The organism is Mycolicibacterium psychrotolerans (assembly GCF_010729305.1).
Taxonomy (GTDB): Bacteria; Actinomycetota; Actinomycetes; order Mycobacteriales; family Mycobacteriaceae; genus Mycobacterium; species Mycobacterium psychrotolerans.
Genome location: NZ_AP022574.1, coordinates 4,243,061 through 4,256,182, shown reverse-complemented (window position 1 = coordinate 4,256,182; position 13,122 = coordinate 4,243,061). Strand labels below are relative to the sequence as shown.

13 protein-coding genes are annotated in these 13,122 nt (G+C 68.3%); 10 read left to right on the top strand and 3 right to left on the bottom strand.

All coding sequences use genetic code 11. The annotated features are described in order from the left end of the window. Window positions 1–8: 8 nt before the first annotated feature. The 9 genes from thrS (at window position 9) to pdxT (ending at window position 8,829) form a co-directional block, all read left to right on the top strand. Entirely contained in the window at window positions 9–2,072 is a 2,064-nt protein-coding gene (gene thrS / locus G6N45_RS20620; protein ID WP_163724142.1) for a threonine--tRNA ligase, read from the top strand. Between the two features lies 1 nt (window position 2,073). Next, window positions 2,074–2,625: an ATP adenylyltransferase gene (locus G6N45_RS20615; protein ID WP_163724140.1), complete on the top strand. Its 552-nt coding sequence runs from the start codon at window positions 2,074–2,076 to the stop codon at window positions 2,623–2,625. After that, the gene (pgsA, locus tag G6N45_RS20610) at window positions 2,622–3,293 is read left to right on the top strand and encodes a phosphatidylinositol phosphate synthase (RefSeq protein ID WP_163724138.1); all 672 of its coding nucleotides are present in this window, start codon (window positions 2,622–2,624) and stop codon (window positions 3,291–3,293) included. Before G6N45_RS20615 ends, pgsA begins: the two co-directional genes overlap by 4 nt. After that, entirely contained in the window at window positions 3,290–4,243 is a 954-nt protein-coding gene (locus G6N45_RS20605) for a phosphatidylinositol mannoside acyltransferase (protein WP_163724136.1), read from the top strand. The genes pgsA and G6N45_RS20605 overlap by 4 nt, the downstream gene beginning before the upstream one ends. Window positions 4,244–4,253: 10 nt before the next feature. Next, window positions 4,254–5,384 (top strand): glycosyltransferase family 4 protein, encoded by a 1,131-nt coding sequence (locus tag G6N45_RS20600; protein WP_163724134.1) that lies wholly within the window; start codon window positions 4,254–4,256, stop codon window positions 5,382–5,384. Further along, the gene (locus tag G6N45_RS20595; protein ID WP_163724132.1) at window positions 5,381–6,418 is read left to right on the top strand and encodes an NUDIX hydrolase; all 1,038 of its coding nucleotides are present in this window, start codon (window positions 5,381–5,383) and stop codon (window positions 6,416–6,418) included. The genes G6N45_RS20600 and G6N45_RS20595 overlap by 4 nt, the downstream gene beginning before the upstream one ends. A gap of 122 nt (window positions 6,419–6,540) precedes the next feature. Then, window positions 6,541–7,389 (top strand): pyridoxal 5'-phosphate synthase lyase subunit PdxS, encoded by an 849-nt coding sequence (gene pdxS / locus G6N45_RS20590; RefSeq protein ID WP_235570281.1) that lies wholly within the window; start codon window positions 6,541–6,543, stop codon window positions 7,387–7,389. 10 nt (window positions 7,390–7,399) lie between these two features. After that, complete coding sequence (gene tesB / locus G6N45_RS20585; protein ID WP_163724130.1) at window positions 7,400–8,248, top strand: acyl-CoA thioesterase II; 849 nt, start codon at window positions 7,400–7,402, stop codon at window positions 8,246–8,248. Further along, entirely contained in the window at window positions 8,245–8,829 is a 585-nt protein-coding gene (pdxT, locus tag G6N45_RS20580) for a pyridoxal 5'-phosphate synthase glutaminase subunit PdxT (protein WP_163724128.1), read from the top strand. Before tesB ends, pdxT begins: the two co-directional genes overlap by 4 nt. Window positions 8,830–8,881: 52 nt before the next feature. On the opposite strand, the gene G6N45_RS20575 is transcribed toward pdxT, so the two are convergent. Continuing rightward, window positions 8,882–10,531 carry a purine-cytosine permease family protein gene (locus G6N45_RS20575; RefSeq protein ID WP_163724127.1) on the bottom strand — a complete coding sequence of 550 codons (1,650 nt, stop codon included), beginning with the start codon at window positions 10,529–10,531 and terminating at the stop codon, window positions 8,882–8,884. Window positions 10,532–10,628: 97 nt separating this feature from the next. After that, window positions 10,629–11,840, bottom strand: coding sequence for an acyl-CoA dehydrogenase family protein (locus tag G6N45_RS20570; RefSeq protein ID WP_163724125.1), 1,212 nt, complete (start codon window positions 11,838–11,840; stop codon window positions 10,629–10,631). Between the two features lie 208 nt (window positions 11,841–12,048). Between G6N45_RS20570 and G6N45_RS20565 the strand changes: the two genes are divergently transcribed. Next, window positions 12,049–12,804, top strand: coding sequence for a YebC/PmpR family DNA-binding transcriptional regulator (locus G6N45_RS20565; protein ID WP_163724122.1), 756 nt, complete (start codon window positions 12,049–12,051; stop codon window positions 12,802–12,804). Window positions 12,805–12,819: 15 nt separating this feature from the next. Here the strand turns inward: G6N45_RS20565 and G6N45_RS20560 are convergent, their stop codons facing one another. After that, window positions 12,820–13,071: a hypothetical protein gene (locus tag G6N45_RS20560; RefSeq protein ID WP_163724120.1), complete on the bottom strand. Its 252-nt coding sequence runs from the start codon at window positions 13,069–13,071 to the stop codon at window positions 12,820–12,822. Between the last annotated feature and the right edge of the window lie 51 nt (window positions 13,072–13,122).

The window sequence follows — 13,122 nt, the reverse complement described above, 5'->3', positions numbered from 1 at the left end:
AACTCGTCATGAGCGCGCCCGCCCGCCCCGCCCCAGCAGCCCCGATCCGGGTCGCTGCCGGGACGACCGCAGGGCAGGCGGTACGCGATGCCGGGCTGCCCTCCCGCGGCACGCCCGACGCCGTCGTCGTCGTCCGCGACGCCGACGGACGGTTGCGCGACCTGTCGTGGGTGCCCGACGCCGACGTCGAGGTGGAGCCTGTCGCGGCCGACACCGAGGACGGCCGCAGCGTGATCCGCCACTCCGCCGCGCACGTGCTCGCGCAGGCGGTGCAGGGACTGTTTCCCGACGCGAAGCTCGGCATCGGTCCGCCCATCACCGACGGCTTCTACTACGACTTCGACGTCGCCGAGCCGTTCACGCCCGACGACCTCGACGCGCTCGAGAAGCGGATGCGCCAGATCGTCAAGGAGGGCCAGCTGTTCTCCCGGCGCGTGTACGCCTCCAAGGAGCAGGCCCGCGAGGAGTTGGCCGGCGAGCCCTACAAGCTCGAGCTGATCGACGACAAGTCCGGCGATCCCGACGTGATGGAGGTCGGTGGCGACGAGCTCACCGCCTACGACAACCTCAATCCCCGCACCCGCGAACGGGAGTGGGGCGATCTGTGCCGCGGCCCGCACATTCCGACCACGCGGTACATCCCGGCGTTCAAGCTGACCCGCAGCTCGGCGGCGTACTGGCGCGGCGATCAGGAGAACGCCAGCCTGCAGCGCATCTACGGCACCGCCTGGGAGTCGCAGGAGGCGCTCGACCGCCACCTCGAACTCCTCGAGGAGGCGCAGCGCCGCGACCACCGCAAGCTGGGTGTCGAACTCGACCTGTTCAGCTTCCCCGACGAAATCGGTTCCGGCCTACCGGTCTTCCACCCCAAGGGCGGCATCGTGCGCCGCGAACTCGAGGACTACTCGCGACGCAAGCACATCGAGGCGGGCTACGAGTTCGTCAACACCCCGCACATCACCAAGGCGCAGCTGTTCCACACCTCCGGTCATCTCGACTGGTACGCCGACGGCATGTTCCCGCCGATGCACATCGACGCGGAGTTCAACGAGGACGGTTCGGTCCGCAAGCCCGGCCAGGACTACTACCTCAAGCCGATGAACTGCCCGATGCACTGCCTGATCTACCGGGCCCGCGGGCGCTCCTACCGCGAACTTCCGTTGCGCGCGTTCGAGTTCGGTGCGGTGTACCGCTACGAGAAGTCGGGTGTGGTGCACGGTCTGACCCGGGTGCGCGGTCTGACGATGGACGACGCCCACATCTTCTGCACCCGCGACCAGATGCGCGACGAGCTCACCTCGCTGCTGCGGTTCATCCTGGAACTGCTCGGTGATTACGGGCTCGAGGACTTCTACCTGGAGCTGTCGACCAAGGATCCGAAGAAGTTCGTCGGCTCCGACGAGATCTGGACCGAGGCCACCAACACGCTGGCCGAAGTGGCCGCGGCGTCGGGTCTGGAGCTGGTGCCCGATCCCGGCGGAGCGGCGTTCTACGGTCCGAAGATCTCCGTCCAGGCCCGGGATGCGCTGGGCCGCAGCTGGCAGATGTCGACGATCCAGCTGGACTTCAATTTCCCGGAGCGCTTCGACCTCGAATACACCGCGGCCGACGGCAGCAGGCAGCGGCCGGTGATGATCCACCGCGCGCTGTTCGGGTCGATCGAACGGTTCTTCGGCATCCTGACCGAGCATTACGCGGGCGCGTTCCCGGCGTGGCTGGCGCCGGTCCAGGTGGTCGGGATCCCCGTCGCCGACGGTCACGTCGACTACCTGCAGGACGTGGTGGCTGCGCTGCGCAAGCACGGCATCCGCGCCGAGGTGGACGCCAGCGACGACCGGATGGCGAAGAAGATCGTCAACCAGACCAACCAGAAGGTGCCGTTCATGCTGCTTGCGGGAGACCGTGATGTAGACGCAGGAGCGGTCTCATTCCGGTTCGGGGACCGCACGCAGATCAACGGCGTTCCGCGCGACGCGGCGGTGCAGACGATCGTGGACTGGGTGCGACGGCGCGAAAACGCCACGCCGGCAGCCGATCTCGTGGCCGTTGACGCCCAGGTAGGCGAGGGGTGACGTGGAGCCCGACGACACGATCGTAGACCGTGGGGTCGGCGAGCCGGACCACCTGCAGCGGTTGTGGACGCCACACCGGATGACCTACATCGTCGACGCCGTCAAGCCCGGCGGTTCGGCAGCGTCGTCCGAACCGTTCACCGACATCCCGACCATGTCGGACGAGGACGGTCTGGTGGTGGCGCGCGGGGAGCTGGTGTACGCGGTGCTCAACCTGTATCCGTACAACCCGGGGCATCTGATGGTGGTGCCGTATCGGCGGGTGGCCGAACTGGAGAACCTCACCGACGCCGAGAGCGCCGAACTGATGGCGTTCACGCAGAAGGCCATTCGGGTGATGAAGGCGGTGTCGCGGCCGCACGGGTTCAATGTCGGGCTGAACTTGGGCACCTCGGCCGGCGGCTCTCTCTCAGAGCACCTGCACATGCACGTCGTGCCGCGGTGGGGTGGCGACGCCAACTTCATCACCGTCATCGGGGACTCCAAGGTCATCCCGCAGTTGTTGCGCGACACCCGCCAGTTGCTGGCCCGTGAATGGAACAGGCAGACGTGAGCGACTTCTACCTGATGACCCGCGCGGCGTACGCGAAGCTGTCGCGTCCCGCGGCCAAAGGTGCGCTGCGGCTGGGCCTGACGCCCGACAGTGTGACGATCCTGGGCACCGCGGGATCGGTACTGGGCGCGCTGACGCTGTTCCCGATGGGACAGCTGTGGTGGGGCGCGTTCACGGTGTTCGTCTTCGTCCTCGCCGACATGCTCGACGGAGCGATGGCGCGTGAGCGCGGCGGCGGCACCCGCTTCGGCGCGGTGCTCGATGCCACCTGCGACCGCATCAGCGACGGCGCGATCTTCTGCGGCTTGCTGTGGTGGGCGGCGTTCGGGTTGCACAGCACCGGGCTGGTCGTCGCGACGATGATCTGTCTGGTCTCCTCGCAGGTCATCTCCTACATCAAGGCGAGGGCCGAGGCCAGTGGCCTGTCCGGCGACGGTGGGTTGATCGAGCGCCCGGAGCGGCTGGTGATCGTCCTGGTGGGCGCGGGTCTGTCGAATCTGTGGTTCCTGCCCATGCCGTGGCTACTGCCCGTGGCCATGTGGCTGCTCGCGGTGACCAGCCTGCTGACCGTGGGCCAGCGGCTGCACAGCGTGCGCGTGTCGACGGGTGCGATGGAGCCGATCCCGCCCGCCGCGCCGGTCGAGAAACCCGGGACCGCCGAGCAATGATCCCGTTCGGCGAGCATCTCAGCGACTGGGGCTATGCGACGGGCTGGCGTCTGGTCAGGGCCGCGCCGGAGATCGTGGCGCGCAACGCGTTTGCCGCCGGAGCCTGGTATGCCGCCCGCGACGGGGGCCCCGACCAGCTGCGCCGCAACCTCGCCCGGGTGATCGGTACGACGCCGGCCGAGGTGCCCGACGAGTTGATGCGGGCCTCGCTGGCCTCCTATGCCCGGTACTGGCGGGAGGCGTTCCGGTTGCCGTCGATGGATCACGATGAGCTGGGCCGCCGCCTGGACGTGATCGACATCGGCATGGCGTTCGCGGCGCTGGAGAAGGGCAACGGCGCCATCCTGGCGCTGCCGCACAGCGGTAACTGGGACATGGCCGGGGTGTGGCTGGCCCAGAACTTCGGTACGTTCGCGACGGTGGCCGAGCGGCTCAAGCCCGAGTCGCTCTACAACCGGTTCCTGGCCTACCGCGAGAGCCTGGGCTTCACGGTGGTGCCGTCGTCGGGCGGCGAGCGTCCGCCGTTCGACGTGCTGTGCGACTGGCTCGGCGACAACGGCATCGTGTGCCTGATGGCGGATCGCGATCTGAGCCGCCGCGGGGTGCAGGTCGACTTCTTCGGTGAGCCGACACGGTTGCCGGCAGGCCCGGCCAAGCTCGCCCTGGCGACCGGAGCGGCGCTGTTCCCTGCGCACTGCTGGTTCGACGGTGACGGCTGGGGGACCAAGGTGTACTCGGAGATCGACACCTCCTCGGGCGACGTCACCGCCATCACCCAGGCGCTGGCCGACCGCTTCGCCGACAACATCGCCACCTATCCCGAGGACTGGCACATGATGCAGCCGCAGTGGGTGGCCGACCTGTCCGACGAGCGCCGGGCCCGGCTCGCCGACGGGCTGGAGCTGGGGGACCCCGCGCGAAGCGCAGGGGACTACCCCGGGGCCGGGTGAGGGCCGGCTGATGCGCATCGGCATGGTGTGCCCGTACTCCTTCGATGTGCCCGGCGGGGTGCAGTCCCATGTGCTGCAGCTCGCCGAGGTGATGCACGCCGAGGGGCATGACGTCAGCGTGCTGGCGCCGGCGTCGCCTGAGGCGGAGGCGTCGCTGCCCGGCTACGTGGTCTCCGGCGGACGGGCCGTCCCGATTCCCTACAACGGGTCCGTCGCCCGGTTGCGGTTCGGTCCGGCGACTCACCGCAAGGTCAAGAAGTGGTTGCAGCAGGGCGATTTCGACGTGCTGCACCTGCACGAACCGAACGCGCCGAGCCTGTCGATGCTGGCGCTGAACATCGCCGAGGGTCCGATCGTGGCCACCTTTCACACCTCGACCACGAAGTCGCTGACGCTGTCGGTGTTCGAGCCGATCCTGCGCCCGATGCACGAGAAGATCGTGGGCCGGATCGCGGTGTCCGACCTGGCGCGCCGCTGGCAGATGGAGGCGTTGGGCAGCGACGCCGTCGAGATCCCCAACGGCGTCGACGTCGCATCGTTCGCCGACGCGCCGCTGCTGGACGGCTATCCGCGCCCGGGCCGCTCGATTCTGTTCCTCGGACGCTTCGACGAGCCGCGCAAGGGCATGGCGGTGCTGATCGGCGCGCTGCCCGCGGTGGTCGAGCGGTTCGGTGACGTCGAGATCCTGGTGGTGGGGCGCGGTGACGAGAACGAGCTGCGGGAGACGGCCGGGCCGCTGGCCGGACATCTGCGGTTCCTCGGGCAGGTCGACGACGCGATGAAGGCGTCGGCGATGCGCAGCGCCGACGTGTACTGCGCGCCGCATACCGGCGGCGAGAGCTTCGGCATCGTGCTGGTGGAGGCGATGGCGGCGGGAACCGCGGTCGTCGCCAGCGACTTGGATGCCTTCAGCCGCGTTCTCGACAGTGGACGGGGCGGCCGGCTGGTTGCCGTTGACGATCCCGACGCGCTGGCGGCGGGGCTGATCGACATGTTGGCCGACGACGCCCGCCGGGCGCGCTACATCGAGTGCGCCACCGACCTCGTGCAGCGCTACGACTGGTCGGTGGTGGCCCGGCAGATCCTGCGGGTGTACGAGACGGTTGCCGGTGCGGGCGTCAAAGTGCGGGTCGCGACGTGATCCCATGGGTGACCGCCGTGGCGATCGCACTGCTGGTCGCCGTGGTGCTGCTGGTCGCGCTGTGGGCGTTCCAGACGGCCAACCGGCTCGACCGGCTGCACGTGCGCTACGACCTGTCCTGGCAGGCGCTCGACGGCGCGCTGGCCCGGCGTGCCGTGGTGGCGCGTGCGGTCGCCCTCGACGCCTACGGGGTGGGGCCGGACGGCAAGCGGCTGGCGGCGCTGGCCGACGCGGCCGAGCGGGCGCCGCGCCACGCGCGGGAGGCGGCCGAGAACGAGCTGTCCGCGGGCCTGGGCCGGGTCGATCCAGCGTCGCTGCCGCGGGCGCTGGTCGCCGAGCTGGCCGACGCCGAGGCGCGGGTGCTGCTGGCGCGCCGATTCCACAACGACGCGGTGCGCGACACCCTGGCGCTGCGGGAACGCCCCGCCGTGCGGACCCTGCGCCTGGGCGGGACGGCGGCGATGCCCACGTATTTCGAGATCGCCGAGGGCGGTGAGGTGTCGACGCGGGAAGCCGCGCCGGCCACGCGGCGCACCTCGGCGCGGGTGGTGCTGCTCGACGACGACGGTGCCGTGCTGTTGCTGTGCGGTTCGGATCCCGAGAGCCCGCTCACGCCCGCACCCCGATGGTGGTTCACCATCGGCGGGGCGGCGCAGGTGGGGGAGTCGCTGGCGCAGACCGCGGCGCGCGAACTGGAAGAGGAGACCGGCCTTGCGGTGCACGCCGCGGACATGGTCGGTCCGCTCTGGCGGCGCGACGCCACCATCGAGTTCAACGGGGCGGTGATCCGCAGCGAAGAGATGTACTTCGTCTACCGCACCGCCCGGTTCGAGCCCGCCGACGGTGGCCGCTCGGTGCTGGAGCGGACCTACATCCACGGTCACCGGTGGTGCGATGCGACAATGATCCGCGACCTGGTCGCCGGTGGTGAGGCCGTCTATCCGCGTCAGCTGGCCGAGCTTCTCGACGAGGCGAACGCCGTGGCCGACCGACCCGAGGCGGTGGCGCAACGGCCGTTGCAATCCATCCGCTGAGATGCGGATCGAATGGATTTGCGGGCGCCTCTAGACTGGATCAGTAGCGATTGAAGGAGTTCACAGTGGAAACCGAAGCTCTCGGCAGTCCCGCTCGCGGCACGGCGCGGGTGAAGCGCGGCATGGCGGAGATGCTCAAGGGCGGCGTCATCATGGACGTCGTCACGCCCGAGCAGGCCCGTATCGCCGAGGGTGCCGGTGCGGTGGCGGTGATGGCGCTCGAGCGCGTCCCGGCCGACATCCGCGCCCAGGGCGGGGTGTCGCGGATGAGCGACCCCGACATGATCGAGGGCATCATCGCCGCGGTCACCATCCCGGTGATGGCCAAGGCCCGCATCGGGCACTTCGTCGAGGCGCAGATCCTGCAGAGCCTCGGGGTGGACTACGTCGACGAGTCGGAGGTGCTGACCCCGGCCGACTACGCCAACCACATCGACAAGTGGAAGTTCACCGTGCCGTTCGTGTGCGGTGCAACCAATCTGGGCGAGGCGCTGCGCCGGATCACCGAGGGGGCGGCGATGATCCGCTCCAAGGGGGAGGCGGGCACCGGTGACGTGTCCAACGCCACCACCCACATGCGCAAGATCGGCGGTGAGCTCCGCCGCCTGACGTCGCTGTCGGAAGACGAATTGTACGTTGCGGCAAAGGAATTGCAGGCTCCGTACGACCTGGTGGTCGAGGTGGCGCGGGCCGGCAAGCTACCGGTGACGCTGTTCACGGCCGGCGGTATCGCGACCCCCGCGGACGCGGCCATGATGATGCAACTCGGCGCCGAGGGCGTGTTCGTCGGCTCGGGCATCTTCAAGTCCGGCAATCCCGCCGAGCGCGCCGCCGCGATCGTCAAGGCCACCACGTTCTACGACGATCCCGACGTGCTGGCCAAGGTCTCGCGCGGTCTGGGCGAGGCCATGGTCGGCATCAACGTCGACGACATCCCGGTGCCCCATCGGCTCGCAGAGCGAGGCTGGTAAGAACCACACTGTGGCGATCGAAGAAATCCTCGACCTGGAGCAGATCGAGGTCAACATCTATCGCGGTGGGGTGTTCAGTCCGGAATCCGGATTCCTGCAGCGCACGTTCGGCGGTCACGTCGCCGGTCAGTCGCTGGTGTCCGCGGTCCGCACCGTCGATCCGAAGTACCAGGTGCATTCCCTGCACGGGTACTTCCTGCGCGCCGGCGACGCCCGTTCCCCGTCGGTGTACACCGTCGAGCGGATCCGCGACGGCGGTTCCTTCTGCACCCGGCGGGTGACGGCGATCCAGCACGGCGAGACGATCTTCTCGATGTCGGCGTCGTTCCAGACCGATCAGAGCGGCATCGAGCATCAGGACGCGATGCCCGTCGCGCCGCCGCCGGACGACATCCCCGACTTCGAGTCCGTCAGCAAGGTGTTCGACGACGCCAGCTTCCGGCAGTTCGACGAGTGGGACGTGCGCATCGTGCCGCGCAAGGATCTGCATCTGCTGCCCAACAAGGCGTCCCAGCAGCAGGTGTGGTTCCGGCACCGCGACCCGCTGCCTGATGACCCGGTGTTGCACATCTGCGCACTGGCCTACATGAGCGACTTGACCCTGCTGGGCTCGGCGCAGGTCAACTACCCGCAGGATCGCAAGCACCTGCAGGTCGCCTCCCTCGATCACGCGATGTGGTTCATGCGGCCGTTCCGCGCCGACGAGTGGCTGCTCTACGACCAGTCCTCGCCGTCGGCGTGCGGTGGCCGCTCGCTGACCCAGGGCAAGATCTTCAACCAGTACGGCGAGATGGTGGCGGCGGTGATGCAGGAGGGCCTCACCCGGTTCCCGCGCGACTTCACCCCCGGCCGAGGGTGAGCGCGCCGCACGTCGGGGTGCTGGCGCTGCAGGGCGACACCCGCGAGCACTTGGCCGCGCTGCGCGAGGCGGGCGCTGAGGCGTCGACCGTGCGCCGGCCGGAGGAACTCGCGCGCGTCGACGGGCTGGTGATCCCGGGCGGCGAATCGACGGCGATGAGTCACCTGCTGCGCGAGTTCGACCTGCTCGAGCCGCTGCGCGCGCGTTTGGCCGAGGGCATGCCGGCCTACGGGTCCTGCGCGGGCATGATCCTGCTGGCCACCGAGATCGCCGACGCCGGGGTGCAAGGCCGCGAGGCCCTGCCGCTGCGCGGCATCGACATGACGGTGCGGCGCAACGCTTTCGGGCGTCAGGTCGACTCGTTCGAAGAGGACATCCCGTTCGACGGGCTAGAGGGCTCGGTGCACGCCGTGTTCATCCGGGCGCCCTGGGTGGAGCGGGTCGGGCCCGAGGTGCAGGTGATGGCCAGCGCCGCCGGCCATCCGGTGGCGGTGCGGCAGGGCCGAATGCTCGCCACGTCCTTTCACCCGGAGATGACCGGCGACCGTCGCGTGCACAAGCTGTTCGTCGACTCGCTCTAGCGATTTCGGCGTGGTTGTCGTCGCTCAGCGTCGACAAGCACGCCGAAATCGTTCAGGTCTGGGCGGGCAGCACGTGGTCGGCGACCTTGTCGGTCGACAGGCACAGCGAGCAGACGAACGCGTCGTGGGTCCGACACTTCATCATGTCGGGTCGCTCGTAATCGTGATGGCACACATGGCAGCTGAGGTGGGCGCCGGACGGGTTGCCCAGCTCGTCGTACATCGGCAGGTCGATGCCGTCGTCGGTGCGGCGCAGGTAGTACTTGCCCTTGGTGGCGATCGCGATGATCGGCGGCAGCACCAGGCCCAGGCCGATGGCGACCAGCGGTGAGTAGGGCCGGATGTCTGCGCCGAGGCCGCCGAAGAACGCCAGGATCGACACACCCGCGGCGATCAGCATCGACCCGAATCCGACCGGGTTGATCGCGTACAACATGCCGCGCCGGAATTCGGGCGCCTTGGGGGACAGGCCCAGCAGGTACTTGTTGAACACGATGTCCGACGCGACCACCACGACCCACGCCATGCCGCAGTTGGCGTAGAACCCGAGGATGGTGTTCAGGAAGTCGAACATGTTGGCTTCCATCAGGATCAGTGCGATCAGCAGGTTGAAGCCGAGGAAGACCAGCCGGCCGGGGTAGCGCTTGGTCACCCGGGTGAACGAGTTGGTCCAGGCCAGCGACCCCGAGTAGGCGTTCGTCACGTTGATCTTGATCTGGCTGATCACCACCAACACCACTGCCAGCGTCATGGCAAGCCAGCCGGGCAGGAAGTTCTCGTAGATCTCCAGGAACTGGTGCACGGGTTGGTTGGCGATGCCGGCGCTGTCGGCGACGTTGGCGATCAGATAGACGGCGAGGAACAGCCCGACGACCTGTTTGATCGCGCCGAAGAACACCCAGCCCGGTCCGGCCAGCACCATCCACGTCCACCAACTCCTCGAGTTCTCGGGTGTTTTCGGTGGCATGAAGCGCAGGTAGTCGATCTGCTCGGCGATCTGGGCGATCAGCGACAGGCACACGCCGGCCGCCAGCAGGGTGTAGCCCAGGTCGAAGCCGCCGTTGCCGCCCTCGCCCTGATAGGCGAAGAACTGGCTCACCGACTCCGGATGGCTGATCACCAGGTACACGAAGGGCGCGACCATCAGGATCAGCCACAGCGGCGTCGTCCAGACCTGCAGCGTGGACAGGACTTTCATGCCGTAGATCACCAGGGGGAAGATGATCAGCGTGGAGGCGGCGTACCCCAGCCACAGCGGCACCCCCAGACCCAGCTGCAGTCCCTGGGCCATGATCGACCCCTCGAGGGCGAAGAAGATGAAGGTGAACGTCGCCATGATCACGTTGGTGACCACCGAGCCGTAGTACCCGAATCCGCTTCCCCGCGTGATCAAGTCGAGGTCCATGTTGTAGCGCGCCGCATAGTAGGCCAGCGGGAAGCCCGTCAGGAAGATGACCACGGCGAAGATGAGGATGCCCCACAGCGCATTCGTGGTGCCGTAGGAGATCCCGATGTTGGCGCCGATCGCGAAGTCGGCGAGGTAGGCGATGCCGCCGAGCGCCGAGATTCCGACGACGCCGGTCGACCACTTCCGGTAGCTGCGCGGCGCGAAGCGCAGTGTGTAGTCCTCGAGTGTCTCTTTGGTGGCGGTGAGTCTGTCGAGGTCGGTGGTGCGCACCTCGTCGCCGAGTTCGGACGTCATTCGCCGGCGTTAGGCCGACCGTGTTTCGTGCTCGTGACGCCGATGTTCCGTCGCCGGAACATGAACAAGATCGAATTGACTAGAGAATCAACGCTTTTCAGCGGATCGGTAGGCCGGTGATCGCGCGCGCCATCACCAGCCGCTGGATTTCGCTGGTGCCCTCGAAGATCGTGAAGATCTTGGCGTCGCGGTGCATCCGCTCGACGGGATACTCGCGGGTGTAGCCGTTGCCGCCGAGGATCTGGATCGCCTCGTCGGTGACGTACACCGCGGTCTCGCTGGCCACCAGCTTGGCCATCGAGCCTTCGGCGGACTCGAAGGTCTTGCCGTTGCGGGCCATCCAGCCGGCGCGGTAGACGAGCAGGCGCGCCGCGTCGATGCGGGCCTTCATGTCGGCCAGCTTGAACGCCACCGCCTGGAACTCGCCGATCTTGCGGCCGAACTGCTCGCGCTCGCAGGCGTAGTCACGCGCGTACTCGTACGCCGCCCGGGCCACGCCGACCGCCATCGCGCCGACCGTCGGGCGGGTGCGTTCGAACGTCGCCATCGCGGCCTGTCCGGCGGCTTTCTTGCCCTCGCGGACCTTGGCGATGCGGGCGTCGAACTTCTCCTTGCCGCCGACGATCATGCGGCCCGGCAGGCGCACGTCGTCGAGCACCACCTCCGCGGTGTGCGACGCGCGGATGCCGTGCTTGAGGAACTTCTGTCCCTGGCTGAGTCCCTTGGTGCCCGGCGGGATCACGAACGACGCCTGGCCGCGGGTGCCGAGCTCCGGGTGCACGGACGCGACGACGACGTGGACGTTGGCGATCCCGCCGTTGGTGGCCCAGGTCTTGGTGCCGTTGAGCACCCATTCGTCGGTGGCCTCGTCGTAGCGCGCGCGGGTCAGGATCGCGCCGACGTCGGATCCGGCGCCGGGCTCCGACGAGCAGAACGCGGCGACCTTCGGGTCGTCGACGGTCCCGAACATCTGCGGCACCCACTCGCCGACCTGCTCCGGGGTGCCGTTGGCGGCCAGCGACGCCGCCGCCAGACCGGTGCCGAGGATCGACAGCGCGATGCCCGCGTCGCCCCAGAACATCTCTTCGAAGGCGACGATCATGCCAAGGCCGCTCGGCTCGGCGGCCTGCTCGGCGAAGAACTCCATCGAGTAGAGCCCGACCTTGGCCGCCTCCTGGATGATCGGCCACGGGGTCTGCTCGCGCTCATCCCACTCGGCGGCGGCCGGGCGGATCACGTCCGCAGCGAACTCGTGAACCCACTTCTGAACGTCGATGAGATCGGACGACAACTCCAGCGAGAACGTCATGAGATGACACCTTACTCCTCAGTAAGATAGCCGGACCAGAGTGTGTGGCTCAGCTAACACTCCGCGGCAGGGGGGGCGGGCGCCCACGGCCCCTCGGACGCGAGGCCGGCCGGCCGGGTAGCGCCGCGACGTAGACTGGTCGATCGGACTTCGACGTCGTCGGTGAACGAGTCGGGTGAAAGAGTTGGGCGAAAGAGGTAGCGAGTAGATGAGCGGCCATTCCAAGTGGGCCACCACCAAGCACAAGAAGGCCGTGATCGATGCGCGTCGCGGCAAGAACTTCGCCAAGCTGATCAAGAACATCGAGGTGGCGGCCCGCACCGGCGGCGGAGATCCCGGCGGCAACCCGACGCTGTACGACGCCATCCAGAAGGCCAAGAAGAACTCGGTGCCCAACGACAACATCGAGCGCGCCCGCAAGCGGGGCGCGGGCGAGGAGGCCGGTGGGGCCGACTGGCAGACCATCACCTACGAGGGGTACGGCCCCAACGGGGTCGCCGTGCTGGTCGAGTGTCTGACCGACAACCGCAATCGCGCCGCCGGTGAGGTGCGGGTGGCGATGACACGTAACGGCGGCAGCATGGCCGACCCGGGGTCGGTGTCCTACCTGTTCTCCCGCAAGGGCGTCGTGACGCTGGACAAGAACGGGCTGACCGAGGACGACGTGCTGGCCGCCGTTCTCGACGCCGGTGCCGAGGACGTGAACGACCTGGGCGACAGCTTCGAGGTCATCTCCGAACCCACCGACCTGGTCGCCGTGCGCAGCGCGCTTCAGGACGCGGGCATCGACTACGACTCTGCCGAGGCGAGCTTCCAGCCCTCGGTCACCGTGCCCGTCGACCTCGAGGCCGCCCGCAAGGTGCTCAAGCTGGTCGACGCCCTCGAGGACAGTGACGACGTGCAGGACGTCTACACCAACATCGACATCCCCGACGACGTCGCGGCCGCCCTCGACGAGGACTGATGCGCCGGGCGGTGGTCACCGCCCGTGGTGCGGGTGGCCGCCGAGCACGATGAGGTTTCCGCCGTACGGGTAGTAGCTCCACGGCTGGTACGGCACATCGGGTGGAGCGGTCGCGAGCTGTGCGTTGCCGGGCGACTGGCACAGGCTGCTGCCGTCGCCGGAGTACGTGCAGTTGCTGCTCCCGTCGGCGGCCAGCGCGGTCGGGGCCGAGAAGATCGCTGCGGCAACTCCGGCCGCGACCAGTGGTGCGATGAGTGGACGGTGCATTTTCGTCATTCTCCTATCGAAACTGAACGTTCAGTTTCGTTAGATGAAGCG